The organism is Kitasatospora sp. NPDC059673, assembly GCF_042734215.1.
In the GTDB taxonomy this organism is placed as follows: domain Bacteria; phylum Actinomycetota; class Actinomycetes; order Streptomycetales; family Streptomycetaceae; genus Kitasatospora.
In genome coordinates this window covers 14340-40176 of record NZ_JBHWEN010000009.1, presented here as the reverse complement: position 1 = coordinate 40176, position 25837 = coordinate 14340, and the positions used below count along the sequence as shown (strand labels likewise).

The following is a 25837-nucleotide window of genomic DNA, read 5'->3' as shown; positions in this document are numbered from 1 at the left end:
CACGCGGGCGCCCGCCCCGGCCCGGGCGTTCACGCGGGCGCCCCGACCCGGTCCGGCGTCCACCGCAGGTGCACCGTCGCGGGGGCGCCGTCGCGCAGCAGGGACAGCCGGGGCGGGACGCGGTCGGTGCGGGCGGTGGGCGGTCGGCGGCGCCCGGCCCGCCACTGCACCGGCCACTCGGCGCCCGTGCCCCGGTAGTCCTGTTCGGCCGCCGCGTGCAGCATCCACTGCGGGTCGTACAGGTGGGTGCGGCCCAGCGCGCACAGGTCGGCGCGCCCGGCCAGCAGGATCGAGTTGACGTCGTCCCAGGAGGAGATCGCGCCCACCGCGATCACCCGCACCCCCGCCGGGGCGGCCACCCGGTGGCGGATCCGGTCGGCGAACGGCGTCTGGTAGGAGCGTCCGTAGGCCGGTTTCTCGTGCTTGGCGACCTGCCCGGAGGAGACGTCGATCGCGGCCGCGCCGTGTTCGACGAAGGCCCGGGCGATCTCCACCGCGTCCTCCTCGGTGGTGCCGTCCGGCAGCCAGTCGCTCGCCGAGATGCGCACCGTCACCGGGATCCGTTCCGGCACCGCCCGCCGGACGGCGTCGAACACCTCCAGCGGGAAACGCAGCCGCTTCGCCAGGCTGCCGCCGTACGCGTCGGTGCGGCGGTTGGCGACGGGGGAGAGGAAGGAGGACAGCAGGTAGCCGTGCGCGGCGTGCACCTCGATCAGGTCGAAGCCGGCGGCCACCCCGCGCCGGGCGGCGGACTCGAAGTCGGCGACCACCCGGTCCAGATCGGCCCGGGTCGCCTCGCGCGGCACCTGGCAGCCGGGCCCGTACGGCAGCGCGGACGGACCGATCACCTCCCAGTTGCCGTCCGGGAGCGGCTCGTCGATGCCCTCCCACATCAGCCGGGTCGAGCCCTTGCGGCCGGAGTGGCCCAGCTGGAGGCCGATCCGCGCCGAACTGTGCTCGTGCACGAAGGCGGTGACGTGTTGCCAGGCGTCGCGCTGCCCGTCGTTCCACAGGCCCGCGCAGCCGGGGGTGATCCGGCCCTCGGGGGAGACGCAGACCATTTCGCTCATCACCAGGCCCGCGCCGCCCAGCGCCTTCGAGCCCAGGTGCACCAGGTGGAAGTCCCCGGGCACGCCGTCCACCGCGGAGTACATGTCCATCGGCGAGACGATGACGCGGTTGCTCAGCTCCAACTGGCCGATCCGCACGGGCTGGAACATGGCCGGTGCCTGCGCCAGCCCCTGCTGCCGGGCGAAGTCGCCCTCCACCAGGGCGGCGAACTCCGCGTCGCGCTCCTTCAGGTTCTCGAAGGTGATCCGGCGCGAGCGGGTCAGCAGGTTGAAGACGAACTGGGTCGGCGCCTGCCCGGCGTACATGCCGATGTTCTCGAACCACTCCAGCGAGGCCTGCGCGGCCCGCTGCGTCGACTCGACCACCGGCCGGCGCTCCTCCTGGTACGCGGCCAGCGCTTCGGGGATCGTCGGCCGCTCGTGCAGGCACGCCGCCAGTGCCAGCGCGTCCTCCATGGCGAGCTTGGTGCCGGAGCCGATCGAGAAGTGCGCGGTGTGCGCCGCGTCGCCGAGCAGCACCACGTTGCCCTCGTACCAGCGCTCGTTGCGCACCGTGGTGAAGTTCAGCCAGCGCGAGTTGTTGGTGCGGACCCGGTGGCCCTTCAGCTCCTCGGCGAAGATCTCGGCGATCCGGGAGACCGCGTACTCGTCGGACTCGCCCGGCCCGAACTCCCGCCCGGCGGTGCGGTCGAAACCGGCCCGCCGCCACACCTCCTCGTGCATCTCCACGATGAACGTCGAACCCGTCGCCGAGTACGGGTAGCCGTGGATCTGCATGGTGCCCCACGGCGTCTGCTTGACGAAGAACTGGAACGCCTCGAAGACCAGGTCGGTGCCGAGCCAGATGTACTTGTTGTGCCGGCGGTCCAGCGACGGGCGGAACGCCTCCGCGAGCGAGGCCCGGACGGCGGAGTGCACCCCGTCCGCCGCCAGCACCAGGTCGTGCCCGGCCCGCAGCTCCTCGACGCCCGGCGCGGGGGTGCGGTAGTGGACGCGCACGCCGAGTTCGGCGGCGCGCCGCTGGAGGATCTCCAGCAGCTCCTTGCGGCCCATCGCGGCGAAACCCTGCCCGCCGACGGTGAAGCGGTGGCCGTGGAAGTCGACGTCGATGTCCGTCCAGCGGGCGAAGCCGCGCTCCATCGCGGCGTGCACCACCTCGTCCGCGCCCTCGATGCCGGTCAGCGTCTCGTCGGAGAACACCACGCCGAAGCCGAAGGTGTCCTCGGGGGCGTTGCGCTCCCACACCGTCACCCGGTGCGAGGGGTCCAACTGCTTCATCAGCGAGGCGAAGTACAGCCCGCCCGGGCCGCCGCCGACCACCGCGATCCTCATGCCGTGCCCTCCACTGCCGCACCCTCCGCCGAGTCCTCAACGAGCCGGCGGAGCCTGAAATGCTGGAGCTTGCCGCTCGGATTGCGCGGCAGCGCCTCGACGAACCGCACCTCGCGCGGGTACTTGTACGGCGCGAGCTGCCGCTTCACGTGCTCCTGGATGCTCCGGGCCGTTGCCGCGTCCGCCGCCGCGCCCGGCCGCAGCACCACGAACGCGCAGACCACCGAGCCGCGTTCGGCATCCGGCGCGGCCACCACCGCCGACTCCACCACGTCCGGATGGGTGTCCACCGCGGCCTCCACCTCGGGCCCGGCGATGTTGTAACCGGACGAGATGATCACGTTGTCGTTGCGTGCCCGGTACCAGAAGTACCCGTCCTCGTCGCGGACGAAGGTGTCGCCGGTGACGTTCCAGCCGTTGAGTACGTAGTCGGCCTGCCGCTCGTCGTCCAGGTAGCGGCAGCCGACCGGGCCGATCACCGCCAACCGCCCCTCCTCGCCGGGGCCGAGCTCCTCACCGTCCGGCCCGAGCACCGCGGCGCGGAACCCCGGCACCGGCCGGCCCGTCGCACCCGGACGGATCTCCTCGCCGGCCGCCGAGATGAAGATGTGCAGCAGCTCGGTCGCCCCGATGCCGTCCACCACCCGCAGACCGGTCTCCGCCCGCAGCCGCTCCCACACCTCCAACGGGATGTGCTCGCCCGCGCTCACCGCGCACCGCAGACCCGAAAGCCGCCCCGCCATACCCGACTTGACGATCTGCCGGTACGCGGTCGGCGCCGTCGCCAGCACCGTCACCCCGTGCTCGGCCACCAGCGCGGCCAGCTCCGCCGGCGTCGCCGACTCGGTCAGGAACGCGCACGCACCCGCCCGCAGCGGGAACACCACCAGCATGCCCAGCCCGAAGGTGAACGCCAGCGGCGCCGTGCAGGCCACCAGGTCGTCCGGGCGCAGCCGCAGCGTGCACTTCCCGAAGGTGTCGTCGATCGACAGCAGATCGCGGTGGAAATGCACGGTGATCTTCGGGACGCCCGTGGTCCCCGAGGTCGGCCCGAACAGCGCCACATCGTCCGCCGCCGTGTCCACCGCCGCGAACCGCCCCGCCCGGCCCGCGGCCCGCCGCACCAGGTCCTCGGGACCGTCGCCGCCGACCGGCACCACCGTGAGCCCCGGGAAGCCGCCCACCTCGTCCAGGAAGCGGTGGTCCACCAGCGCCACCACCGGCCGGGTCTTCGCGACGATCGGCCCCAACTCCCGCGCCCGCAACGCCGCCATGGTGGCCACCGCGATCCCGCCCGCCCGCAGCACACCCAGCCAGGCCGCCACTGCCCACGGATTGTTCGGCGAACGCAGCAGCACCCGGTTGCCCGGCACCAGCCCCAGGTCCTCGGCCAGCACCTGAGCCACCTGCGCCGAACGCAACTGCAACTCGCCGTACGTCCACACCTCCCCGCCGGGCGTGCGCAGCGCCGGCCGGTCCGGGCCCAGCGCAGCCACCTGACGGTCCAGCAACTCCACCGCCGCGTTGAGGCGTTCGGGGTGGTGCAGCAGCTCGGTGGTGAACTCCAGCACCGGCCACTGCCCGACCGGCGGCAGGTGGTCGCGCGCGAAGGTGTCACGGAACCCGGACTCCGTCATCTCCCGGCCCCCGCACGGATCATGCCCTCCTGGAGCACCGTCGCCAGATGCACCCCGTCCGGCGTGAAGAACCGTCCCTCCCCGAGACCCCGGCCCGACTCCGCCGCCACCGCCTGCTGCGCGTACAGCAGCCAGCCGTCCAGCACCCCCGGGCGCGGCGCCCGGTGGAACCACATCGCATGGTCCAGGCTCGCCGTCACCAGCCCCGGCCACGCCCAGCCCAGGCCCAGCACCCGCAGCACCGGCTCCAGGATCGTGTAGTCGCACACGTACGCCAGCGCCGCCGCGTCGCGCTGCGCGTCGCTCAGCCCCTGCACCGGCCGCAGCGCGTCGAACGGCCGCACCCACACCGCCTGGTGCGGCGCCCGCCCGCCCTCGACCTCCAGGTACACCGGGCCCGGCACGTGCCGCAGGTCGAAGCTGCGCCCCGCCGACCAGTACTCCTTGGACGCCGCCGTCATCGTCCCGCCCGAGTGCGGCGCCAAGTACTCGGCGGAGCTGGGCAGTTCCTCCGGCCCGGGCAGGCCGTCGGCGGCCCATTCGGGCAGCGCGGCGGCGAAGCTGCCGCCGCTCTCGCCCGCCGCGAAGTTGGCCAGGCACACGTACAGTGCCTTGCCCCGCTGGTAGGCGCGCACCTGCCGGGTCGCGTAGCCGCGGCCGTCGCGCAGCAACTCCACCTCGTGGCGCACCGGTTCGCCGATCTCGGCCGGGCGCATGAAGTACGAGTGCACCGAGTGCAGCACCTTGCCGTCCCCGACCGAGCGCATCGCCGCGGCCGCCGCCTGGGCGACCAGGTCGCCGCCGTACGCCTTCGGCCACGGGCAGGGCTGGGTCACCGCGGTGAAGGCGAGGTCGAAGTGCTCGGGCGGGGCGGGCTCCAGGGTGACGGCCGCGGCGAAGAACTCCGAGGTGGTGTCGGCCATCAGGGCCGCTCCAGCCAGTCGGGCAGCTCCGCGTCCGGCACCTCGGGCAGGTTGACCACGATGTTCTCCGGGGTGCGGGTGGTCATCCAGGTCAGCGGGCGGTTGCGATCGAGGTTGCACTCCACGTGCGGCATGAACGGCGGGACGAACACCCAGTCGCCCTCGGTGAGATCGACGTAGTCGGCGAACTTCGCGCCGAAGTAGATCCGGCCCCGCCCGGACAGCACGCAGCCGCCGGTCTCCGCCTCGCCGTGGTGGTGCGGCACCGACCGGTAGCCGGGTTCGTTGCCGACCTTGCCGAACCACAGCCGGGTGGCCGGGGTGTGCTGGATGCTGATGCCGGAGATCCGGGTGGCGCCGGCCGACTGCCCGGTGTCGGCGGGCTCGTCGCCCGCCCTGGTCACCACCGGGACCACCAGGCCGCTTTCGGTGGCGTACCCCGAGTTGTCGCCTTCGAGCAGGTAGGAGCTGTAGTCGGGGGAGTTGCCGGGCGTGGGGTCCATGGGAAGCTCCTCGTCGGTGCGGTGGTCGGTTCGAGAGAGTTCGCTCTGATGGATCGTCGGCTCTGCCGCGCGCGGTGGTGGTGCGGCTCGCCGGTCGCGCTGGTCAATCGGTGAAGCGCACCGTGTTGCGCAGGGTGCCGATGCCGGAGATCGAGGTCTCCAGTACGTCGCCGTCGGCCAGGAAACGCTGCGGGTCGCGGGCCGCGCCGACGCCGCCGGGCGTTCCGGTGAGGACCAGGTCGCCCGGGCGCAGCACGGTGAAGGCGGAGATGTAGGCCAGCAGGTCGGCGGCGTCGAAGACCAGCGTTTTGGTGCTGTCGCGCTGCACCCGCTCGCCGTTGACCCGGCAGAGCACCTCCAGCCCGGCCGCCGGGTCCAGCTCGTCCGGGGTGACCAGGACCGGGCCGACCGGGCAGGAGGCGTCCCAGGCCTTGCCCTGGAACCACTGGAGCGTCCGGTACTGCCAGTCCCGCACCGAGACGTCGTTCGCCACCGTGTACCCCGCGATGCCGGCCAGCGCCGCCGCCCGGTCGGCGCGCCGCAGCGTCGCGCCGACCACCACCGCCAGCTCCGCCTCCCAGTCCACCTGGAGGCCGCGCGGCAGCACCAGGTCGCTTCGCGGACCGGTCAGGGTGTCGGCGAACTTCGCGAACAGCGTGGGGTGGGACGGGAGTTCCCGGCCCGTCTCGCGGATGTGCTCGGCGTAGTTCAGCCCGCAGCAGATCACCTTGCCGGGCGCGGGCAGCGGCAGCACGGGAACGGCGCCGGGGATCGGCTCACCGGGCTGCCGCGGCGCGCCGGTGCGGAGCCAGACCGACAGATCGGGGGCCGGGAGCGCGTGCCAGACCTCTCCCCGGGCCACGGCCGCGCTGGTGCCTCCGCCGGGGTGGGTGACCGTTGCCAGACGCATGGAGCTGCCTCCACTTCGGCACCGCCGCACGCCGCCCTGGGACGGGGGCGTTGTTTCAATGGTTCTGCGACCGTCACAAGGCTGTCAATAGCTGCTACGGTGACGCACCGACGACACCCGACGGCACCAGACGGTTACCAGACCCGCAGGAGTCCTCCATGGCGAGCCACTCGGCCCCCGTCCCGGTCAACCCCGCGTCGCTGCCCGAACCCCGCGGCTACTCACACGGCACGCTCTGCGGCAACACCCTCCACCTCGGCGGCCAGACCGCCCTCGACCGGGACATGCGGATCGTCCCCGGCGGGATCGTCGAACAGTTCCGGCAGGCCTTCGGCAACCTGCTCGCCACGCTCGCCGAGGCCGGCGGGCAGCCGCAGGATTTGGTGAGCATCACGCTCTACCTCACCGACATCCCCGACTACCAGGCGCACGGCAAGCAGATCGGCGAGGTCTGGCGCGAGCTCGCCGGGCCGGTCTACCCGGCGATGGCCGGCATCGGCACCACCGCGCTGTGGCAGCCCGAGGCGGTGATCGAGATCCTCGGCGTCGCCGTCATCCCCGACGAGCGGCTGATCCGCCCCGCGTCGTCCTGAACACTGCCCCGATCACTGACGGCCGCACCCCGGAACGGGACTGGCCCTTTACCGGCGGGGCGCCGCAGGTGACGGTTCCTCCATACACAGAACGGCGGAGGTAAAGGACGCCGGTGTTTCTCATCCAGGAGCAGCCGCCCTCGGACACCCGTTGCCGTCGCCGGCTCCCGCTTCGAGGCAGAGGCCGGCGCTGCGGGCTGCGGTCAGAGCGCCCGGAAGATCTGGTAGCCGGTCTGGATGAAGCGGCCGTCGAGGCGGGGGCCGGCGTTGGTCAGCGCGGCCAGGGCCGTGCCGCGACCGGGGCAGAAGGCGACGAAGGAGGTGCAGCCGCGAGTGCCGCCCGAGTGGAAGAGGACGTCGCCGTCGGGGGTCGGGTGCAGGTTCCAGACCAGGCAGATCCGGTCCGTGGAGCGGGGTTTGACCAGGCGGGGGCGCTGGACGTCGCGCAGCGCGGCGGCAAGAGCGGGGGCGGGGGCGGTGGCCGGGTCGAGGTGGGCGGTGAGGTAGCGCAGCAGGTCACGGGCGGTGGAGCGGACAGCGCCCGCGCCCGGGAGAGCGGGGATCTGCCAGGGCGGCAGCGGGCGGCCGTGGCGGTGTCCGACGGCGGAGCCGGGCTCGCAGCCGGTGCCGGTGAGGCCGAGCGGCCCGCTGATCCGGGAGGCGAGCAGCGCCGGGTACTCCTGGCCGGTCCGTTCGGCAAGCACGCGGCCGAGCAGCCCCACGCCGTAGTTGGAGTAGCGCACCCGGCTACCGGGCTTGTGCCGCAGGCGAGTTCGGGTCATCGCCCGGTCCAGTTCCGCGACCGAGTAGGACGCGTACGGGTTGGTGAACCAGGCGGGCAGCGCCGAGCGCCGCAGGCCGGGCGGCAGGCGGGGGAGCCCGGAGGTGTGGGTGGCGAGGTGGAGGAGGGTGAGGGGAGTGTCCGAGACGGTGACGGTGTCCCCGGGAGCGACCTCGCCGCGGGCGGCCAGTTCGGCGAGCAGCAGGGCGGTGAACGTCTTGCTGACCGAGCCGAGTTCGAAGCCGGTGTCCGGCGTGACCGGCCCGCCGGAGCGGCCGTCCGTCCGGCCGTGGCAGAGCAGTTGCTCGCCCTCGTCGGGGGAGACGAGGGCGAGGGCGACGGCCGCGTGGCGCGGCACCGTGCGGGTGAGTGCCGCGAGGTGCGGGTTCACCGCAGCGCGCGGGCGAGGGTGAGGGTGCCGGCCAGCACGCCGACCACCGCGGTGTGTTCGTGGTCCTTGAAGGCGCGCGCCGGATCCTCGTCCACCGGGTCCAGGTCGCGCGGCAGCAGGCCGTCCGCGCGCTGGGCGGCGGCGAGTTGCTCCCAGTTCTGCGGGTCGCAGACCGACTCGGGCAGGCAGGCGTCGACGATCAGCAGTTCGCCGAGCAGGTCCCACTGCCCGGTCTCCTGCCAGATGTCGGCCCACACCGGCAGCCAGGCCGCGAGGTACTCGCGCAGCGGCGCGGGCAGCCGGCCGGGCAGCGCGCCCCAGTCGGTGAGGTGGAAGACGGTGTGGGTGACGCTGTAGCCGGTCATCCAGTCGATCGCCCACGGTTCGGGGCGGGCGCCCAGCCAGGTCGTGGCGGCGATCGCGTTCCAGTCGGGGCGGCTCTCCAGTCCGATCACGTGGCGGGCGTTGGCGACGGCCAGGCGCCGGTTCGGCATGGTCTCCACGGCGTGGGTCGCGCGCAGCCCGTCGAGGCCGTGCAGTAGTTCGTCCAGCGCGGCGTGCCGGTAGCCGGCGCGGTGGAAGTGCAGGTACGTCTCCAGCGGGTCGCTGAGCAGCATGTGCCGGAACTGCCGTTCGTACAGCAGGTCGCCCTGGCGCAGCTGCTGCCAGCCGAAGTCGAGCAGCACCCGGGCGCGCTCCCGTTCGGTGGGCCCGGAGACGGTTTCGCGCAGGACCAGGGAGGCGGCGAGGGCGCATTCGCCGATCGGCTTGTACGCGTTGTCGGGGTCGGAGAGGTCGGCCCCTTCGTCGGGCGGCAGGACGCCGAGGCCCTGCTCGTGCGCGGTGTGCAGCCACTCCAGGGACCGGGTGGCCAACCGGTGGGCGTTGCCGAGCACGGCCGGGTTCATGCGGCGGCCAGGTGTTCGGCGACGGCCAGGTCGAGGGCACTGCGCGCGCTGCCGTCACCGGTCAGCGCCAACTGCCGCAGCAGTGGCGGGAGTTCCAGTGCGGACGGGATGCCGGTGCGGTGCAGCCAGGCCAGCCAGCGGACCAGGCGGGCGGCGGTGCGGTGGTCGCGCCGCAGCACGGCCCGGGCGGCGCCCCGGGCGAGTGCGAGCGGGTGCTCACGGGCGCGCTCGTGCATCGGGCCGTCCAGGGTCGGCAGCGCCAGGCAGGACACCTGCGCCATCCGCACCGACCAGCGCTGCCAGCCGTCCTTGCCGGGGTCGGGCGGCGGGGGCGGGGCCGGGGCCGGGACGGGATACCCGGCGAGGGAGAGGAGTTCGGCGGTGGCCCGGTCGCGCCAGACGTGGATCCCCGACTCGTCGGAGGGGAACAGCCGAAGAGCCTCGGCGGCGATCTCGGCGGTCTCCGGCGGGGTCGGGACGCCGGTGAGCAGGGACGGGGCGAAGACGTCCGGGCCAAGCACCCGGACGCCCGCCAGCAGGGCCTGCGGCTCGGGCGCGGCGGGGGCGGGAAGAGCCGCGCCCCCGGCGCCGGTGAGGGCGTCGAGGGTGCGGCCTGCCGCCCACTCGGTCGCGGCAGCGAACTCCCGCTGGGGCGATTCGGCGAACGGCATGGGATCTACTGCTTTCTTCCGATTCTTCGGGGTTTTCCGATCTGATGCCGGGTCGGTGCTACTTCTTCTCCTTCGGACCCTTCGGGGAGAGCAACAGGGCGAGCAGGAGCAGGCCGACGGCCTCCGGGCGGTACAGCGGCGCGTCGCTGACCGCCGACTCGTCCTCGGTCATCAGGGCCTTCACGGCGCCGAGTTCGGGCGTCGTCGCCCGGTGCGGAGCAAGCACGGTCTGGGCAAGCATCGGATACGCCTCCTTGGGGAAGGACGGACGTCATCGTCGGATCGACGATGTCCTCCCCCCACGCTAGGTGGGCCCTGGGATCGACGCATGTGGAGTCCGGGACGGCCCGCCCGCCGTGTTGTCAGGGTCATGACTTCATGTCACGGGCCCGGCCCGTCAGCGCCCCGCCGCTCCCGCACCCGGGCCGCCCGGGACTCCAGGTGAAGATGCGCCCGAACCGGCAGCAGCCGGTGATGGCCGGCCAGCCGCCCGTCACCGTCCAGGGACGCCGGCGGCGCCGGCCCGCCGACGGGCCCTCGGCCCCGGCCAGGGCGATCGCACGGTTGAGCGTGACCACCGGCGCACCGAGGTGCCGAGGGCCTGCGGCGCGAGCTCACGCAGCAGGCCCTCGACGTCAGTTGCCGTCATGCCTCCAGGTTTCCGTCGGAGAACATCACCTGACGCACCTCCACCCCCAGACCCGCGATCGCGGCGTCCGGGATCTGCGCCGCCAACTCGACCGCCCGCTCCTTGTTCTCGCAGTCCACCAGGTAGAAGCCGCCCAGGAACTCCTTCGCCTCCAGGAACGGACCCTCCGTCACCACCGTCCGCCCGCCCCGCACCGACACCACGGCCGACTGCGACGGATCCACCAGCGCCTGCGTGAGGATCAGCTCGCCGGAGTCCTTCAGCGTCTGGACGAACCTGCCGTGGCCGGCCCCCAGCCCCGCCTTCTCCTCGTCGGTCAGCGCGTCCAGCACCGCCGGGTTGATGTGCAGGCCGATCAGGAACTTCATCTCGCACTCCTCGTCGTTGGCGGGCCCGGCCGGGCCCTCGGGGTGTGGTCGGAGCCGGCGCCGCGGTCTTGACATTTTTCGGGCGGGAAATTCTCTGCGCGCGGGGAGGTGCGGGGATGTCAAGAACCGCCCGTCCGCTCCGACCACCCGGCGCAAGCTCGAGAACAGTCTCGAACAGTCGGAGAAACCGGAGTTTTCAAAGATGCGAGTCGACCGGCCACGGTGGGGACTGGCCCTGCTCATGCTGCCCACCCTGATCGTCGCGATGGACGTGACCGCGCTGCTGCTGGCGCTGCCGCGGCTCAGCGCCGACCTCGGGGCGGACAACGTCCAGCAGCTGTGGATCAGCGACAGCTACGGACTCATGGTGGCCGGACTGGTCATCACCATGGGCACCCTCGGCGACCGGATCGGCCGCCGGCGCCTGCTGCTGACCGGCGCGGCCGCGTTCGCGGTGCTCTCGGTGGTGGCCGCCTTCGCCGTCGATCCGCTGATGCTGATCATCACGCGGGCCCTGCTGGGCGTCGCCGGCGCGACTCTGGCCCCGTCCACCCTGTCGCTGATCACCACCATGTTCCCCGACGCACAGCAACGCGGCCGGGCCGTCGCGATCTGGGCGACCGGCCAGTTCGCCGGCGGCGCGCTCGGGCCGGTGCTCGCGGGCGTGCTGCTCCAGCACTTCTGGTGGGGATCGGTGTTCCTGCTCGCCGTTCCGCCGATGCTGCTCCTGCTGATCGCCGGGCCGGTCCTGCTCCCCGAGTTCCGCAGCGACCGGGCCGGCCGGCTGGACCCGGCCGGCGTCGGGCTGTCGCTGACGGCGATGATGCTGCTGGTGTACGGCATCAAGCAGCTGGCCGTGGACGGCATCACGGGCGGGGCGTCCGCCTGGCCGGCCCTCGCGCTGGTCGCCGGCGCGGTGCTCGGACTCCTCTTCGTCCGCCGCCAACTGCGGGTCGAATCCCCGCTGTTGGACCTGCGCCTGCTGCGCAGCCGCCCGTTCACGGCGGTCCTCGTCGGGCTGGTCCTGGCGGGCGTGGCGATGGCGGGCACCGGGCTGCTCGTCACCCAGTACTTGCAGAACGTGCTCGACCACTCCCCGGCCGTCTCGGCGGTGCTGTTCGCCCCCATGGGCATCGGCGTGGCCGTCGGCACGATGACCGCACCCGCCCTGGCCCGGCGCATGGAGCAGACCACCGCGATCGCCGGCGGCCTGGCCTGCTCCGCGCTCGGCGGTCTGCTGCTGGCGGCCGTAGACGGAGACCGCGCCCTGCCGCTGGCGATGACCGGCATCACCGTCCTCGCCCTCGGCACCGGCCCGCTGTTCGCCCTCGGCACCGGCATCGTCCTCGGCTCCGTCCCCCCGGAACGGGCCGGTTCTGCCGCCTCGATGTCGGAGACCGGCAACTACCTCGGCGGCTCGCTCGGCTTCGCCCTGCTCGGCGTCCTGGCCGCCCTCGTCTACCGGCACGGCATGGACGGCACCTCGGACTCCCTGGCCGGCGCGGTCGCGGCCGCGCGGCACCTTCCCGCCGACCAGGGCGCCACCCTGCTGCACCACGCCCGCGAGGCGTTCACCACCGCCCTCCACGTCACCGGCCTCGCCGCGGCGGTCATCTTCGCCGCGCTGACCGTCCTCGTCCTGACGATGCGCCGGCCTGCGGCTCCGGTGGCGGCTCCGGAGGCGGAGGTGAGCCGGGCGTAGCGGCGGGGGTATCCGGCCGGAGGGCGGGGCCGGCCGTCACGGGCAGGGCGGGGTCACGGTCGGGTAACGGCGGCTGATTCCTGTGACCTCGCGCATCCGTGCACCCGTGTAGAGGTCAGAGCCGCGTTCGAGCGGGTCCGCATGGCCGGCGTGCGCAGATGACGACAGAAGGTGAGTCAGCGATGAAGGATTTCCGCTTGGACCTGAGTGACGAGCTGTCCGCGCTGACGCCGCCCCCCTTGGGTGGCATGGTGGCGGAGGCGACCAGGAAGGGCCGCCGCGCCCGCCGGGTACGGACGGTCGGGCAGGTGACCGGGGCGGCGCTGGCGATGACGGCCGTCGCCGTGCTGGCCGGTGGTCAGCTGCACGGCGCCGGTGGCGGGAACGGGCTGGTCGGCCCGGCGGCAGGCGGCACGCCCGCCCTGGCCGCCTCCGCGGGCCCGGCCTCGGCCCCGTCGCCGGCGGCGTCCGGCACCCTGGTCCGGGTGAGCGGCGCGGCCGTACTCGCGACGGTGCTGGACGCGCTGCCCGCCGGCCTGGAGACGAGCGGATACGCCGCGAACAACGCGGCCGAGGCGCACGGCAAGTACGCCGCCGACGTCCCGGTCGCCCAGGTCAACGTCAGGACCCACGAGGGCCTGGGCATGATGCGGATCTTCGTCGGCACCGCGTCCCCCGACGCCAAGTGCTCGACCGGCGACGGCTGCCACCGGGACAAGTACGGCCAGCAGGTCCGAGTCACCCACGCGGATGACAACTGCATCCAGAACACCGTGGTCACGGTCCGCCACGCCGACAGCACCGCTGTCACCGTGCAGATGGCCAGCTGCCTGGCCCGGGACGGCAAGGCGAACCTGCCCGGGATCCTCCCGCTCACCGAGGAGGCCGCCGCCGAACTGGCCGGAAACCCCGCCTTCCGCACCATGATGACCCCTGCCCAGGGCGCGGCCGCGGCCGCCCGCTTCCCGGCACTCCCGCAGATCGACTGACCTGCTCCAGCGCGGCTCCGGGGCCTCCGGGGCCGCGCTCCCCACCCGGGATCCACCGCACACACGATCAGGGGGCACCACCGGTGCGGAAAGAAGCAGAGTTCACCGCGTTCGCGGAGGCCGGGGCGGTCAGGCTGCGCCAGATCGCCTACCTGATGTGCCGCGACTGGCACTTGGCGCAGGACCTCACCCAGACGACGCTCACCAAGATGTACCTCGCCTGGCCCCGGATCACCCGCCGGGACCTCGACCCGTTCGGCTACGCACGCAAGGTGCTGCTCAACAGCCTGCTCGACCACAAGCGCCTGCGCAGCACCGGCGAGGTGGCGATCGACCAGGTCCCCGACCGAATCCCGGACAGCGGCCACGAGGGCGGCTCGGCGGACATCCGGCTCACCCTGATCGACGCTCTCGCGCTGCTCACCGCCAGGGACCGGGCGATCGTGCTGCTGCGCTACTGGGAGGACCACACCGTCGAGGCCACCGCCGAGATGGTGGGGGTCAGCAACTCCGTGGTGAAGACCCAGAGCATGCGCGCCCTGGCCGTCCTGCGGGCCCACCTCGGCGAGGACCGCACCGATCTCTTCGCCTCCTGACGCCGCCCGGCCGCCGTGGCCACCCGACCCGTCCCAGCGGCTCGGGTTCGTGCGCGCCGCCCGCGTTGGCGAACACGGGGACGTCGCGCCCGGCCCCGCGTCAACTTACGCCCTGCGTACCAGTGTTGATGCCGACGCGGGTGGCCCGCCCCTCCGGGTGGGCTACTGCGGTGCCTGGGCGTCGCCGGCCTGGGCGATCGCGATCAGCTCCTCGCCGCTCCAGGTGAGGTGGCCCGAGCGGAGGTCGGCGAGGACGGACTCCAGCCAGTCGCCCTCGGCTGCGGCGAGGGCGCGGGCGTACTCGTTCTCCAGCATCGCGACCCGGGGTACGCCGAGCGCCGCCGTGTCGGCGAGCGAGCGCTCCTGGGCGGCCTGGCCGGCGCGCACCGCGGTGAGGCGGGCGGTGAGGGCCTGCTCGATCTCGTCCGGTGCGAGCAGCATCAGGTTGGCGAGGGCGACCGGGAACTCGGGGAACTCGAGCTTGGGTTCGCGCAGCATCTCCAGCAGCCAGGTGCGGGTGGTCGCGCGGCCGGCGTCGGTGACCTCGTAGACGGTGCGCTCCGGGTACTGCTGGTCGCGCCCGGTCTCACGGACGGCGATCAGCCCGGCCCCCAGCAGCCGGTCGATCGCGCGGTAGAGGCTGGTGCGCTGTCCGACGTTCACCACCTGGTCCTTGCCCCACTCCTTGAGCAGCCGCTGCATCCCGTACGGGTGCAGCGGCTTGAGGTGCAGCAGCGACAGCACGGTGAGCTGGATCGGCGAGCTCTTGGGGGCAGTACTCATGCGCCGGATACTACTCCCAGCGAAACTAGTTGCAGCGGAACTAGTCGCAGTGCAACTATTGGCGGGCCGGCAGAGAGTCGGCCCCGACGAGGGGGCACTTCCGCCATGAGCACCACCACCGAGCGCATCCACGTCCCGGACCTGCGCTCCCCCCGACCGGCCCACCGCACCGGCGCCGCACGCGTCGCCGACGACCCGGCCCGGGTCTGACCCCGAAGGAGCACGAGGACATGACAACGAAGATCACCACTGCCCTGGTCATCGGCGGCGGCGTGGCCGGCCCGGTCACCGCGATGGCCCTGCAGCAGGCGGGCATCGAGGCCACCGTGTACGAGGCCTACGAGGGCACCGCCGAGAGCGTCGGCGCCGCACTCGGCCTGGCACCCAACGGCCTCGCCGCGCTGGACGCGATCGGCGTCGGCGACCGGATCCGGCGGCTCGGCGACCCGATGAAGGCGATCGTGCTGCAGAGCTGGAACGGCAAGCGGCTCGCCGAGATCGGCAGCCCCGACACGCTGGAACCCACCCGGCTGGTCATGCGCAGCGACCTCTACCAGGCGCTGTACGGCGAGGCCCGGCGCCGGGGCATCCGGATCGAGCACGGCAAGCGGCTGACCGGAGTCGAGGAGGGCGAGGGCACTGTCACCGCGAGGTTCGCCGACGGCACCACCGCCACCGGCGAACTGCTGGTCGGCGCCGACGGGATCCGCTCCACCGTGCGCACGCTGATCGACCCGGCCGCCCCGCAGCCGCGCTACACCGGGCTGCAGGGCTTCGGCGCCGTCAGCGCCGAAGCCGGCCTGGTGCCGGACACCGGCGGAAAGATGTTCATGACCTTCGGCAAGCGAGCCTTCTTCGGGCTGCAGGTGATCGGCGGCAACGCCGTCTGGTTCGTCAACCTGCCACACCCGGAGCCGCTGACACCGGCCGAGGCGGCCTCCCGCGGAGCCGAGCGGTGGCTCCAGGTGCTGGCCGAGGCCTGCGCCGACGACCGCACCCCGGCGCCGGACCTGATCCGGCGCACCGATCCGGCCGCGCTGCTGATGACCGGGCCGATGGAAAACATGCCCCGGGTGCCGCACTGGAGCCGCGGCCGGATGGTGCTGACCGGGGACGCGGCCCACGCGCCGTCCTCCAGCTCCGGCCAGGGCGCCTCACTGGCGATCGAGAGCTCGGTGGAACTCGCCCGCTGCCTGCGGGACCTGCCCCTCACCCGGGCACTCGACCGGTACGAGGAACTGCGCCGCCCGCGGGTCGAGCGCATCATCAAGCAGACCGAGCGCACCAACAGCAACAAGGCGGCCGGCCCGGTCGGGCGGGTGCTGCGCGACGCGCTGATGCCGGTCGCCATGAAGCTGATGAACCAGGAGAAGCTCTCCTGGCCGCTGCGGCACCGCATCGACTCGGCCGAGCCGGCCGCCTGACCGGCCTGGACAACCCCGGCCCGGAGAGTGCGACCCGGCCCCAACACGCCACGCGTGACGAGGCAGCCCTTACTTCGCGTCGGCGGCGACCACGGTCCACGCCTTGGCCGACGCGTCGTCCAGCCGGAGGTCGAACACGAAGGTGATCGGCCGGCGCTCGCGTGCGTCGCCACGGAGCACCTGCTCGCTGCGCCGGTCGACCTCGTAGTAGACGCCCTCCGCGTCGACCGAGACACGGAAGACGATCGGGTCGCGCGAGACCAGCGAGCGCACCGTGACCGACCTGATGACAGCGTCACGCATGACGGTTCGATCGACCGTGCGCAGGGACGTGAAGTCCAGGCTGCCGTCGTTCATGACCCACTCCTCGAGGAACCGCTCGACCGCGACCTCGAGAACCGCCCTGTCGAAGCGGCCGTCGAGCACGCTCAGATCGCCGGCGGCGGTGTCGGCATCCGTGCTCCACGAAATGTTGGTGAGCGAGAGGATGTCACTCACACCCTTGACCGCGGTCTTCCCGGCCACCTCGAGCACCGCCTCGCGAGCGACCTCCTTCTGGTCCCAGCCGTCCGTCTCGATGGCGCTGGTCAGGTGGTGCGCGCCCTCGGCCGCCTGCTCGACCGACGACACGATCCACTCCCCGGCCTGGTTCTTGCGCAGCGTCCAGTACTCGACCGGGCGCGTCGAGCCGTCCTTGCGCACGGCGTCCGGGCCGTAGCCGCGGCGTACGTAGTCCCTGAGCGTCGCGGTGACCCGGAAGGTGACGGTGTCGTTCACCTCGCCTGCGCGGTTCGCGACGTCGACCAGCTCGACCACCGGGCCGGAGACGATCTCCACGACGTTGACCTCGCCGCGCGACGCGTAGTCGTGCAGCTCGTCGGCCCACTTGCCGTAGAGCACCGGGGACAGGATCTGCTGCAGCGTGGCGTGATCGTTCTGGGTCCAGGCCTGCTGGGCGGTCACGTACAGCCAGACGGCCCGGCGCTCGAGCGCGGCGCGGTCGAAGGTCGCATCCGTGTCGGCGATGGCATCGACCCGGGCCCCGACCTGGTCGGCGCGCTCGCGCGCCTGCTCGTCCGCGCGGTGCGCCGTACGGTCCGACACCGTGTTCAGGCCGGCTGCCTGCCGTGCCTTCCGGCGCCGGTACCTGAGCCACAGGATCAGGAGAACGACAGCCACGATCACCAGCAGGGGGAAGATCCCACCGCCGCCGCCACCGGCCACGAAACCGTAGCCGAAGCCGCCACCGAACCCGTGGGAGCCACCGCCCCCACCTCCGCCGCCGCCACCGAACCCGTGGCTGCCGCCCCCGCCACGGGCGTACGCGACCGCCGGGCTGCTCAGCGCGACGACTCCAGCGACCACAGTTATCCACCGACGGGCGCGCACAGGATCCCCCTTCAAGAATCAGAGCTGCTCCACACGAGCCTACAAGCGAGAGGCGCCCGGGAGGCGCACAGCCCCTGCGCGCCCGGGCCGGACTCGTCCGCGGGTTCCGGGGGAGGGAAAGCGGCTCCCCGGGCTCAGCTGGCGGCCGGCTGCGCGAGCGGGGTCCGCTCGGCCGCGCCGCGCCAGGCGGTGGCGAGCGCCGCCAGAAGGTGGGCCCGCTCCTCGTGGTCCGGCGAGAAGCTGGTGATGAGCAACTCGTCGGCGCCCGAGGCCTGCTGGATGGTCCGCAGGCGGGCCGCCACCTCCGCCGGGGTGCCCACGACGTTCGCGGCCAGCCGGCCGTCCGCGACCAGCGCGTCGTCGCGGCGGCGGGCCTCCGCAGGGGAATCGCCGACGGTCACACTGACGGCGACGATCGTCGGACCCGGTGCGGTGCCGGGCCGGGCCGAGGCGCGGTAGGCGGCGAGAAGCTCGGCGCCGTCGGCCGAGCTGCCGCCGAAGAACAGGGCCACCGCCAGCGGGCAGCCCAGGCGGGCGGCCAGCTGCGGGCTGCCGGGGCCGGAGCCCAGGATCCACAGCGGCGGCGGCGCCACTCCCCAGGGGCGGGCACGCACGCCGGCGCCCGGGCGGGCCTCCGGGGCGGCGGCGAGAAGCTCGGCGAGCTGGAAGGCCTTGTGGGCGAAGCCGTCCTCGCCGAGCTCCCACACGTTCTCGCTCACCAGGGCCTCGGCGATGCTCCGGTCCACCACACCGGGCCCCTTGGCGACGCCAAGGTCGATCCGGCCGGGGAAGAGTGCCTCCAGGGCGAGGAAGGTCTCGGCGACCTTCAACGGGCTGTAGTACTTCAGCAGCACCGCCCCCGAACCCACCCGGATCCGCTCGGTACGGGCGGCGATCAGCGGGAGCAGCACCTCGGGACACGAGTGCGCGGCGTCCTCGACGTGGTGCTCGGCGACCCAGTACCGCGCGTACCCGGCGGCGTCCGCCAGCTCGGCCAGCCGGAGCGAGTCCTGGAGCGCCCTGCGGGCCGGGCCCTTGGCGCGCTTGGCCAGGTCGAGGAAGCCGAGCGGGATCGAGTCGGCGGGGGCGCTCATCGGAGTCCTTCGGTCTGCTGGGTCGGAGCCTTCGAGCGGGCACGCGGCGGCCAGCCCTCGGGGGCGAAGAGCGGGTGCGCCGACCGGTCCGGGTGCTGGAGGTCCAGTTCCAGCAGGGCGCGGCCCAGGGCGCCCTTGTAGAGGCTGTGCGCGGGAGTCCCGGGGCGGTCGGCGGACGGCTCGGCGCGGTGCGCGAGCTCGGCCGCGCCGTCGAGCCAGGCCCGGTCGCCGGTCAGCCGGGCCAGCGAGAGCAGGGCGTAGCTGCGCCCGGTGAGACCGCAGCACAAGCTGCTGCCCGCGTCCGGGGCGTGCCAGGCTTCCGCGCCCGCCCCGAGGGCCACCTCCCGGTAGCCGCAGCTGGGGAACACGGTGTCCGCGAGCCCGAACAGGTGCACCTGGCCGGCGGCGCCGCCGCACCAACCGGCACCGAAGGGCGCGGCGGCCGCCGGACGGCCCGCCCGGTCGGGCCAGCGCAGCCGGGCGCCGTCGCGCTCCGCCAGGGCGGCCAGCCGGTCGAGATGATCGGGCAGCGTGGCGGACGGCAGAACGCGCGCGGCCTTCGCCCACCGCAACTGCGCGTACAGCGCCCCGGCCCAACCGTGCGCGATGCCCAGCGACACCAAGCCACTGCCGCCGGGGACACCCGCGGCGCGCAGGCGCTCCGCCAGGCGCTCGGCGGCCTGCCGGCCGGCCGCGCGCAGCCGCGCGCAGTGCAGCAGCGGATCGTCCGGCAGCGCCTCCAGCAACTGCGCGCAGGCCAGCAGAACCCCCGCCTCGCCGCTCACCAGGTCGATCCGGTCGAGCGGCCGGTGCGCCCCGGCGACCACCTCGTCCACCGCCGCGTTGACGGCCGGCGGGTCCCAGCGGGCGTGCGCGACCAGGGCGCACACCAGCGCGATGCCGAAACGGGTGTGGTGGAGCGCGGTCGGCCCGGTCGCTTCGGGGGTGATGCCGATGGCGGGGGACCAGTACCGCTCCGTCCCACCGAGCGCGGAGCCGGCCCGGCAGGCCCAGAGATCGGCGGCTGCCAGCGCCGTCCGGTCATCCGTCAGCTGGGCCAGGCGCAGCAGCGCGTAGGCCACCCCGGCCGCGCCGTAGTGGACCGAGGCCGTCGGCGGCCGGAGTGCCTGGCGCGGATACCAGGCACCGCCAGGCAGGAAAGCGGCGAGCTCCGTGGGCGGGCGCTCGGGGACCGCGGTGCGGGCCGGACGGGGCCGCGCGCGGGGCAGCGGCGCAGCGCGCAAGCGCTCCGCCAGGGCCCGCGCGGACGCCGGGCGGTGCGCCGGGTCCTTGCTCAGCGCCGCCGACAGCGCCTGCTCGACCTCGGGCCAGGCGGGCGCACCGGAGTCGGCGAACGAGGCCGGCGGGGTGTGGGCGATCGCGTCGAGGAACGCGGAGCGCTCCAGCGGGAAGTCGGTGTAGTGGCGGCCCGTCAGCATCAGGTGGGCCAGGGCGCCGACGGCGTAGAGCTCGCCGGGCACCGAGGCCGGGGGCAGCGGGCGTCCCGCCAGCTCCGCCAGCGCGTACTCGGGCTCGAAGAAGTAGCCGACACCCTGGCGAGCCGGTCCGGCACCGGCGCCGAGGAACCGGGCGAGGCCGAAGTCGACCAGGCGCGCGGTGCCGTCCGGAGCGACCAGCACGTTCTTGGGATGCACGTCGGCGTGGACCACCTGGCGGTCGTGGACCGCCGCGTATGCCTCGAAGAGCCGGGCGCAGAGCTCGCGCAGGGCGGACGGTGCGGCAGCGGTGGCGCGCGCCGCCCGGGCGGCGGCGAGGGCGTCGACGCCCTCGATCCACTCCAGCACCAGGTACGGCCGGTCGGCCTCGGTCCCGGCTGCCAGGACGGCCGGCACCGGTGCTCCGGCGAGGCGGGCGAGCACGGCCTGCTCGTGGTGCAGGGTGGCCGCGAGCCGGGCATCGGCCGGCCGGCGGGCGATCTTCAGGGCGGCGCTGCACCCGCCGGGGCCGAGGGCCCGGTAGACCTCGCTGTCCTCCAGCGCCTGGACCCCGCCCACCACCGTCCAGCCTGCCACCCGGTCGCCCGGGCTCAGCCGGTGGGCCAGGGCGGCCGCGGCCGGCTCGCCCGGGCGGACCAGCAGGCCCAGTGCGCGCAGTCGCGCCGCGACCGGGTACACCTCGTCCAACAGCTGCTGCGCCGCCAGGCCGTGCGGGGCGGCGTAGGCCACCACCGCCTGGGGCAGCGTGCTCGGCCGGCGGAAGGCCAGGAGGAACTCGGCGGCCTGACGGTCGATCAGCAGCGAGCGCGTCCGGCCGGTCGGCCGGCTCACCACGTAGTCCGAGTCGGCGCAGCGCAGTTGTCGCCGGACCTGGGCGTGCAGCTGGGTGACCGGGGCGATCACGACGTCCGGAGGGAGGCAGAGTTCGCCGGTCAGCGAGGTGTCGGTCACCAGGCCCATGAGTCCCCTTCCAGACGGCCCGCGAGTGGGGTCCAGGTGTCGGTGTCGACGTCCTCCAGGCGGACCCGGCGCAGCGCGTAGCTCCAGGCGGGTTCGGTGGGTTCGGCGGTGTCCGCGGCGGCCCGCCCGGCGGCGGCCAGGGCATGACCGAGCCGCCCGGCCACCCAGCCCCGCCAGCTCTCGGCGCCCGCCGGCGCGCCGCGAGGCGGCGGATCCACTGCCCAGGAGAGCAGGCCGTCGGCGGTCAGCGTCGCGGTGAACGGGACGCCCTGGACGGGGACGCCCGCCAGCTCCGCGGCGAGGACGCCGGCCAGCTCGTCCAGCCGGGCCCTGGAGGGGAGGTAGGCGATCAGCTTGTCCGGCCGCAGGACGCCGTAGACGTCGTCGGCCACCTTGAAGCAGGGCGCCGCCAGCTCGCCGAGGATCCGGACCACCCGCGGCAGCACCTCGGGCAGCGCCGACGGTTCGGGGCTGATGTACAGCTTGTGGCGCAGGCTGCCGGGTGCCGCCCGCCGGTGACGGTAGATGCGCCACCGGTCGTTGTCCGGGCGCGGCGCGACCTCGCGCCAGTCGCGCGGGTGCGGGGGCCGGCCACGGGCCAGCCACTGGCGCACCGCGCGCGAGGTGGCCAACCGGGCGGTCCAGCCCGGCGAGGCGGGGTGGCGGTGGTAGCCGTAGAGCCGACGGGCCAGGTCGCCGGGGCCGTCGAGGCCGAGCCCGGCCGTGTGCCGGACCGCTGCCCGGCTGATCCGGTCGAGTCGGGTGACCGGTGTGCCGACCGGCTCCGGCACACCCAGCACGGCCATCGCGCGGGGGCCGGAGAGCCGGGTGCCGCCGCCGGTGAGCTCCAGCACGCCGTCCAGCACCAGGCAGGCCAGTTGGGCATCGGGCACCTCGTCGATCCGGGGGCCGGGCAGCCGGGAGAGCAGGGCGAACGCCTCGGCGGAGACAGCCCGCACCGTCCGGCCCGGGCGCTGCGGGACCAGCAGGCCGGCGACCTGACCAGGGTCACCGAGGTCGAGCGCGGCACGTTGGGACGCGGACAGTTCGCCTGCTGGGACGAGGCGGTAGTCCGGGTGGACCCGCAGCTCCTCCCAGGCCCGGCCGGCGGACGGAGCTTGCGGTGCCTCAGCCTTGCCGACGCTCATTCCGCACCAACTCCTCACGCTGCGTGCGCAGGTGCCGGGCGGCTTCCAACAGGCGGGCCTCCAGGAACTCCATCTCCTGCGCGGTCTGCGGGACCTGGATGTCCGCCGGTGAGAGGGCCGCCTGCGGCATGGCGACCAGGCGCTGAGCCACGCCCGTTTCGTGCTGGGCGATCTGGGCGCGCAGCACCGCCAGTTCGGCGCGGACCGAGATCAGCGGCCCGAGGGCGGCCGGGTTCTGCTCGACCGTCAGCTGCCAGGCCTGGTTGATGCCGCCCGTGCTGCCGCAGGAGTCGGTCATCCCGCAGCTGTCCGTCATGCCGCAGGAATCGGTGATCCCGCAACTGTCGGTCATGCCACAGGAGTCGGTCATGCCGCAGCCGTCCGTCATGCCACAGCTGTCGGTCATGCCGCATCCGGTGGGGCCGCAGCTGTCGGTCATGCCGCAGGAGTCGGTCATCCCGCAACTGTCCGTCATGCCGCAGCCGTCGGTCATGCCGCAGGAGTCGGTCATCCCGCAACTGTCGGTCATGCCGCAGGAGTCGGTCATGCCGCAGCCGGTCGGGCCGCAGATACCGGTGGCGCCGCACACGCCGGTCTCCCCGCAGACGCCGGTCTCGCCGCACACGCCGGTGGCACCGCACACCCCCGTCTCCCCGCAGACGCCGGTGTCGCCGCAGACCGTGTCACCACAGCCGGTGGGCCCGCACACGCCGGTGGCACCGCACACCCCCGTCTCCCCGCAGACGCCGGTGTCGCCGCAGACGCCGGTGTCACCACAGACCCCCGTCTCCCCGCAGACGCCGGTGTCACCACAGACCCCCGTGTCGCCGCAGCCGTCGCCACCACCGTCGCCGGTGGTCGCGTCGCAGATGTCGAGGGGAAGGAAGTGCTGCGGGAGCACAGTGATCATCAAGTCTTTGACGAAGAACGCCATGGCGAACGCCTCCTGCGAACAGCCGGAGTGGGGAGTGGCACATCAAGTGGCACAGCACAGCCTGAACACTTGGTAGTTGGTCAGCAAACGACCAGTGCGGCACGCCGCCCGGACGGGTGCACCAGGTCGCCCGTGCGAGTGAGGACACCGGTACGGAAGGGTCCCGCGTCGCGCTCTGTGTCGCGGTCGGCTCGCCGGGCCCCTTTGGGTACCCGGTCGCGGCGTTCGCCGGAAGGCGTCACCTGGTCACACCACAGGTACGCCGTCGGGGCGGTTGGTGAGCAGGGCCGCGATGTGATCCGCGCAGCGCAGGGCCGCCGTGGCCATCGCGTTCCTGGTCATTCCGGCGACATGCGGGGTGAGCAGGGCGTTCGGCAGGCCGAAGAGCGGTGAGGCGAAGGCCGCGTGCTCGTGCTCGAAGGTGTCGACGGCGGCTGCCGCGAGGGGGTGCGCGGGGTCGCGGAGCGCATCGGCCAGCGCCTGTTCGTCAACGATCCCGCCCCGGGCGGTGTTCAGCAGGATCGACCCCGGACGCATCAGCGCAAGCTCCGCCCGGCCGACCAGCCCTCGGGTCCGGGGAGTGAGCGGCAGGTGCAGGGAGACCACATCACTGGTTGCCAGCAGCGCGGTGAGGGAACGGGCCCGGGGTACCGATGCCTCGGCCGGTCGCCGCGAGAGGCCCTGGACCTCCATGCCCAGGGCGGTCGCCCGCGCGGCCAGGGCCAGGCCGGTCCGGCCGAGTCCGACGATGCCCAGCGTCAGTTCCGACAGCTCCACCGCCGGTGCGGAAGGTGCGCGCCAACTGCCGTGGTGTGCCGCCTCGTTGAGTGCCGGGAGATCCCGGGTCAGGGCGAGGAGCTGGGCGAGTGCGAACTCGGCGACCGCATGCGCGTTGGACCCCGGGGTGTGGGTGACAGCGACCCCGTGACGGGCGGCGGCCGCCAACTCGACGTGATCGGTGCCCGCCCCGGCCCGGCCGACCACCCGAAGCCTGTTCGCCAGCCTCGGGTCCGTCGCCGCCGCGAGGAACGCCGCGCGCAGTGGCACACCGGCACGGGACTTGACCGCGTGGTAGCCGCGTCCGCCCCGGACGGTCTCGGCGAGCAGCGCGGACTCGTCGAAGGCGTCGAAATCCGTGAAGTCCACCCGGCCCGCCCAGGCAGCCCGCGCCCCGGCGCGGTCGGCCACCCGCCGGAGGTTCAGCGTGACGGCCAGCCCGTGGCCGAGCAGACGCTCCAGTTCCCGACCCAGCAGCTCGCCAGGAGCCGCATCCAGCAACAGGACTCGGGCCCGCTCCATGTGGCACCCCTCTTTCCCTTGCGCGGACCCTACTGCGGGCGAGGGACGGTCACCGGGAGACCTGCGTCCAGCCCCGGTCGCGCGTGCGGCGTTCGCCGGGAACTCGTGGCCGTCGGACGGGTGGTGGCGCAGGTCAGTCCGGGAGGAGGACGGCGACGCCGGTGACGCGGTCGGCGGCGAGGTCGGCGAGGGCGGTGCCCGCCCGGTGCAGGGGGTAGCGGGTGAGGTGGATGGTGGGGCGGACGCGGGCTGCCTCGGCGAGGAACGCGTGGCCGTCGGTGCGGGTGTTGGCGGTGACGGAGCGCAGGGTGCGTTCCTGGAAGAGGTGGCGCTGGTAGTTGAGAGCGGGGATGTCGGTGAGGTGGATGCCCGCGACCGCCAGGGTGCCGCCGCGGTCGAGGGCGGCCAGGGCGACGGGGACGAGTTCGCCGACGGGTGCGAACAGGATGGCGGCGTCCAGGGGCTCCGGCGGGGCGTCGTAGGAGTCGCCGGCGAAGCCCGCGCCGAGGTCGAGGGCCAGTTCGCGGGCGGCCGGGGCACGGGTGAAGACCGCCAGGCGGGCGCCCCGGGCGAGCGCGATCTGGGCGGTCAGGTGGGCGGAGGCGCCGAAGCCGTAGATGCCGAGGAGGCCGCCGGGCGGGAGGTTCGCGCGGGTCAGGGCGCGGTGGCCGATGATGCCGGCGCACAGCAGCGGCGCGAGTTCCTCGGCGGGCGGGCCCTCGGGCAGCGGGTAGGCGAAGCCGGCGTCGGCGGTGACGAACCTGGCGTAGCCGCCGTGCCGGTCCCAGCCGGTGTACGTCGAGGCCGGGCACAGGTTCTCCCGCCCGCTGCGGCAGTACCGGCAGCGCCCGCACACTCCCGCCAGCCAGGCCACCCCCGCGCGGTCGCCGGCCGTGAACTCCGTCACGCCCGGGCCGGTCGAGGTCACCCGCCCCACCACCTCGTGGCCGGGCGTGCACCGCGGCATCCGGGGCGGGAGATCACCCTCGGCGAGGTGCAGGTCCGTGCGGCACACCCCGCACGCCTCCACCTCGACCAGGATCTCCCGCTCGCCCGGGACGGGCGGTGGCCGCCGCTCCCAGACGAGCGGCCCGTCCCCGGCACCCATCGGCCCGGGGCGGGCCACCACCCAGGCGCCGTTTCGTGCGGTTCCCGTCGCACCCATGGTCTCCACCTTTCCGGCCTGTCCCTTCAGCGTGCTCCCGGTGGCGCCGCAGGGACGAGTCGGCCCGGCGACCCGGGCCGGTTGTCGGGCCGAATAGGGCCGTCCGGACCATGTCGCGAGGCGGCTGTCGCCGAAAAGCTGGAGGGGTACGGGGCCCGGTC

23 protein-coding genes are annotated in these 25837 nt (G+C 73.8%); 5 read left to right on the top strand and 18 right to left on the bottom strand.

Annotation, left to right across the window (positions count from 1 at the left end):
- Window positions 1-29: 29 nt before the first annotated feature.
- The 5 genes from ACFV18_RS13110 to ACFV18_RS13090 form a co-directional block, all read right to left on the bottom strand.
- On the bottom strand, window positions 30-2402 hold the full coding sequence (locus tag ACFV18_RS13110; RefSeq protein ID WP_380482420.1) for a bifunctional salicylyl-CoA 5-hydroxylase/oxidoreductase: 2373 nt from the start codon (window positions 2400-2402) through the stop codon (window positions 30-32).
- Window positions 2399-4039, bottom strand: coding sequence for an AMP-binding protein (locus tag ACFV18_RS13105; RefSeq protein WP_380482418.1), 1641 nt, complete (start codon window positions 4037-4039; stop codon window positions 2399-2401). Before ACFV18_RS13105 ends, ACFV18_RS13110 begins: the two co-directional genes overlap by 4 nt.
- Window positions 4036-4962 (bottom strand): acyl-CoA thioesterase, encoded by a 927-nt coding sequence (locus ACFV18_RS13100; protein WP_380482416.1) that lies wholly within the window; start codon window positions 4960-4962, stop codon window positions 4036-4038. Before ACFV18_RS13100 ends, ACFV18_RS13105 begins: the two co-directional genes overlap by 4 nt.
- Entirely contained in the window at window positions 4962-5465 is a 504-nt protein-coding gene (locus ACFV18_RS13095; RefSeq protein WP_380482414.1) for a cupin, read from the bottom strand. Before ACFV18_RS13095 ends, ACFV18_RS13100 begins: the two co-directional genes overlap by 1 nt.
- 103 nt (window positions 5466-5568) lie before the next feature.
- Entirely contained in the window at window positions 5569-6375 is an 807-nt protein-coding gene (locus tag ACFV18_RS13090; RefSeq protein ID WP_380482412.1) for a fumarylacetoacetate hydrolase family protein, read from the bottom strand.
- Between the two features lie 158 nt (window positions 6376-6533).
- Here ACFV18_RS13090 and ACFV18_RS13085 point away from each other — a divergent pair, with 158 nt between their 5' ends.
- A complete protein-coding gene (locus ACFV18_RS13085; RefSeq protein WP_380482410.1) occupies window positions 6534-6968 on the top strand; it encodes a RidA family protein in 435 nt (144 codons plus the stop codon).
- A 203-nt stretch (window positions 6969-7171) separates the two neighbouring features.
- On the opposite strand, the gene ACFV18_RS13080 is transcribed toward ACFV18_RS13085, so the two are convergent.
- From ACFV18_RS13080 to ACFV18_RS13060, 5 genes are all read right to left on the bottom strand, one after another.
- Window positions 7172-8140 (bottom strand): serine hydrolase domain-containing protein, encoded by a 969-nt coding sequence (locus ACFV18_RS13080; RefSeq protein ID WP_380482408.1) that lies wholly within the window; start codon window positions 8138-8140, stop codon window positions 7172-7174.
- On the bottom strand, window positions 8137-9048 hold the full coding sequence (locus tag ACFV18_RS13075; protein WP_380482407.1) for a DUF6895 family protein: 912 nt from the start codon (window positions 9046-9048) through the stop codon (window positions 8137-8139). Before ACFV18_RS13075 ends, ACFV18_RS13080 begins: the two co-directional genes overlap by 4 nt.
- Entirely contained in the window at window positions 9045-9719 is a 675-nt protein-coding gene (locus ACFV18_RS13070; protein ID WP_380482405.1) for a hypothetical protein, read from the bottom strand. The genes ACFV18_RS13075 and ACFV18_RS13070 overlap by 4 nt, the downstream gene beginning before the upstream one ends.
- A 58-nt stretch (window positions 9720-9777) precedes the next feature.
- Window positions 9778-9960 (bottom strand): hypothetical protein, encoded by a 183-nt coding sequence (locus ACFV18_RS13065; protein WP_380482404.1) that lies wholly within the window; start codon window positions 9958-9960, stop codon window positions 9778-9780.
- Between the two features lie 404 nt (window positions 9961-10364).
- Window positions 10365-10736: a YciI family protein gene (locus tag ACFV18_RS13060; RefSeq protein WP_380482403.1), complete on the bottom strand. Its 372-nt coding sequence runs from the start codon at window positions 10734-10736 to the stop codon at window positions 10365-10367.
- A gap of 202 nt (window positions 10737-10938) precedes the next feature.
- Here ACFV18_RS13060 and ACFV18_RS13055 point away from each other — a divergent pair, with 202 nt between their 5' ends.
- The 3 genes from ACFV18_RS13055 (at window position 10939) to ACFV18_RS13045 (ending at window position 14023) form a co-directional block, all read left to right on the top strand.
- The gene (locus ACFV18_RS13055; protein WP_380482401.1) at window positions 10939-12438 is read left to right on the top strand and encodes an MFS transporter; all 1500 of its coding nucleotides are present in this window, start codon (window positions 10939-10941) and stop codon (window positions 12436-12438) included.
- Between the two features lie 182 nt (window positions 12439-12620).
- Window positions 12621-13427 (top strand): hypothetical protein, encoded by an 807-nt coding sequence (locus ACFV18_RS13050; protein ID WP_380482399.1) that lies wholly within the window; start codon window positions 12621-12623, stop codon window positions 13425-13427.
- An 83-nt stretch (window positions 13428-13510) separates the two neighbouring features.
- Window positions 13511-14023, top strand: a complete 513-nt coding sequence (locus ACFV18_RS13045) for a SigE family RNA polymerase sigma factor (protein ID WP_380482397.1) — start codon at window positions 13511-13513, stop codon at window positions 14021-14023.
- Between the two features lie 162 nt (window positions 14024-14185).
- Here ACFV18_RS13045 and ACFV18_RS13040 read toward each other — a convergent pair whose 3' ends face one another.
- On the bottom strand, window positions 14186-14806 hold the full coding sequence (locus ACFV18_RS13040; RefSeq protein ID WP_380482395.1) for a PadR family transcriptional regulator: 621 nt from the start codon (window positions 14804-14806) through the stop codon (window positions 14186-14188).
- 230 nt (window positions 14807-15036) lie between these two features.
- Between ACFV18_RS13040 and ACFV18_RS13035 the strand changes: the two genes are divergently transcribed.
- Window positions 15037-16230 (top strand): FAD-dependent oxidoreductase, encoded by a 1194-nt coding sequence (locus ACFV18_RS13035; RefSeq protein ID WP_380482394.1) that lies wholly within the window; start codon window positions 15037-15039, stop codon window positions 16228-16230.
- A 69-nt stretch (window positions 16231-16299) separates the two neighbouring features.
- Here the strand turns inward: ACFV18_RS13035 and ACFV18_RS13030 are convergent, their stop codons facing one another.
- The 7 genes from ACFV18_RS13030 to ACFV18_RS13000 form a co-directional block, all read right to left on the bottom strand.
- Window positions 16300-17454: a Tim44-like domain-containing protein gene (locus ACFV18_RS13030; RefSeq protein ID WP_380482392.1), complete on the bottom strand. Its 1155-nt coding sequence runs from the start codon at window positions 17452-17454 to the stop codon at window positions 16300-16302.
- Window positions 17455-17753: 299 nt separating this feature from the next.
- Window positions 17754-18713 carry an MsnO8 family LLM class oxidoreductase gene (locus ACFV18_RS13025; RefSeq protein WP_380482390.1) on the bottom strand — a complete coding sequence of 320 codons (960 nt, stop codon included), beginning with the start codon at window positions 18711-18713 and terminating at the stop codon, window positions 17754-17756.
- On the bottom strand, window positions 18710-21130 hold the full coding sequence (locus ACFV18_RS13020; protein WP_380482388.1) for a lanthionine synthetase LanC family protein: 2421 nt from the start codon (window positions 21128-21130) through the stop codon (window positions 18710-18712). The genes ACFV18_RS13025 and ACFV18_RS13020 overlap by 4 nt, the downstream gene beginning before the upstream one ends.
- A complete protein-coding gene (locus ACFV18_RS13015) occupies window positions 21118-22278 on the bottom strand; it encodes a hypothetical protein (protein ID WP_380482386.1) in 1161 nt (386 codons plus the stop codon). Before ACFV18_RS13015 ends, ACFV18_RS13020 begins: the two co-directional genes overlap by 13 nt.
- Complete coding sequence (locus ACFV18_RS13010; protein ID WP_380482384.1) at window positions 22259-23212, bottom strand: hypothetical protein; 954 nt, start codon at window positions 23210-23212, stop codon at window positions 22259-22261. Before ACFV18_RS13010 ends, ACFV18_RS13015 begins: the two co-directional genes overlap by 20 nt.
- A gap of 246 nt (window positions 23213-23458) precedes the next feature.
- Window positions 23459-24511 carry an NAD(P)-dependent oxidoreductase gene (locus tag ACFV18_RS13005; protein ID WP_380482382.1) on the bottom strand — a complete coding sequence of 351 codons (1053 nt, stop codon included), beginning with the start codon at window positions 24509-24511 and terminating at the stop codon, window positions 23459-23461.
- Between the two features lie 133 nt (window positions 24512-24644).
- The gene (locus tag ACFV18_RS13000; RefSeq protein ID WP_380482381.1) at window positions 24645-25676 is read right to left on the bottom strand and encodes a zinc-dependent alcohol dehydrogenase family protein; all 1032 of its coding nucleotides are present in this window, start codon (window positions 25674-25676) and stop codon (window positions 24645-24647) included.
- Window positions 25677-25837 lie beyond the last annotated feature (161 nt).

Excerpts from the sequence above, each read along its gene's own strand:
- ACFV18_RS13110 (WP_380482420.1), bottom strand. The coding sequence starts at position 2,402 with ATGAGGATCGCGGTGGTCGGCGGCGGCCCGGGCGGGCTGTACTTCGCC.
- ACFV18_RS13105 (WP_380482418.1), bottom strand. The coding sequence starts at position 4,039 with ATGACGGAGTCCGGGTTCCGTGACACCTTCGCGCGCGACCACCTGCCG.
- ACFV18_RS13100 (WP_380482416.1), bottom strand. The coding sequence starts at position 4,962 with ATGGCCGACACCACCTCGGAGTTCTTCGCCGCGGCCGTCACCCTGGAG.
- ACFV18_RS13095 (WP_380482414.1), bottom strand. The coding sequence starts at position 5,465 with ATGGACCCCACGCCCGGCAACTCCCCCGACTACAGCTCCTACCTGCTC.
- ACFV18_RS13090 (WP_380482412.1), bottom strand. The coding sequence starts at position 6,375 with ATGCGTCTGGCAACGGTCACCCACCCCGGCGGAGGCACCAGCGCGGCC.
- ACFV18_RS13085 (WP_380482410.1), top strand. The coding sequence starts at position 6,534 with ATGGCGAGCCACTCGGCCCCCGTCCCGGTCAACCCCGCGTCGCTGCCC.
- ACFV18_RS13075 (WP_380482407.1), bottom strand. The coding sequence starts at position 9,048 with ATGAACCCGGCCGTGCTCGGCAACGCCCACCGGTTGGCCACCCGGTCC.
- ACFV18_RS13070 (WP_380482405.1), bottom strand. The coding sequence starts at position 9,719 with ATGCCGTTCGCCGAATCGCCCCAGCGGGAGTTCGCTGCCGCGACCGAG.
- ACFV18_RS13065 (WP_380482404.1), bottom strand. The coding sequence starts at position 9,960 with ATGCTTGCCCAGACCGTGCTTGCTCCGCACCGGGCGACGACGCCCGAA.
- ACFV18_RS13060 (WP_380482403.1), bottom strand. The coding sequence starts at position 10,736 with ATGAAGTTCCTGATCGGCCTGCACATCAACCCGGCGGTGCTGGACGCG.
- ACFV18_RS13055 (WP_380482401.1), top strand. The coding sequence starts at position 10,939 with ATGCGAGTCGACCGGCCACGGTGGGGACTGGCCCTGCTCATGCTGCCC.
- ACFV18_RS13050 (WP_380482399.1), top strand. The coding sequence starts at position 12,621 with ATGAAGGATTTCCGCTTGGACCTGAGTGACGAGCTGTCCGCGCTGACG.
- ACFV18_RS13040 (WP_380482395.1), bottom strand. The coding sequence starts at position 14,806 with ATGAGTACTGCCCCCAAGAGCTCGCCGATCCAGCTCACCGTGCTGTCG.
- ACFV18_RS13035 (WP_380482394.1), top strand. The coding sequence starts at position 15,037 with ATGACAACGAAGATCACCACTGCCCTGGTCATCGGCGGCGGCGTGGCC.
- ACFV18_RS13025 (WP_380482390.1), bottom strand. The coding sequence starts at position 18,713 with ATGAGCGCCCCCGCCGACTCGATCCCGCTCGGCTTCCTCGACCTGGCC.
- ACFV18_RS13020 (WP_380482388.1), bottom strand. The coding sequence starts at position 21,130 with ATGGGCCTGGTGACCGACACCTCGCTGACCGGCGAACTCTGCCTCCCT.
- ACFV18_RS13015 (WP_380482386.1), bottom strand. The coding sequence starts at position 22,278 with ATGAGCGTCGGCAAGGCTGAGGCACCGCAAGCTCCGTCCGCCGGCCGG.
- ACFV18_RS13010 (WP_380482384.1), bottom strand. The coding sequence starts at position 23,212 with ATGGCGTTCTTCGTCAAAGACTTGATGATCACTGTGCTCCCGCAGCAC.
- ACFV18_RS13005 (WP_380482382.1), bottom strand. The coding sequence starts at position 24,511 with ATGGAGCGGGCCCGAGTCCTGTTGCTGGATGCGGCTCCTGGCGAGCTG.
- ACFV18_RS13000 (WP_380482381.1), bottom strand. The coding sequence starts at position 25,676 with ATGGGTGCGACGGGAACCGCACGAAACGGCGCCTGGGTGGTGGCCCGC.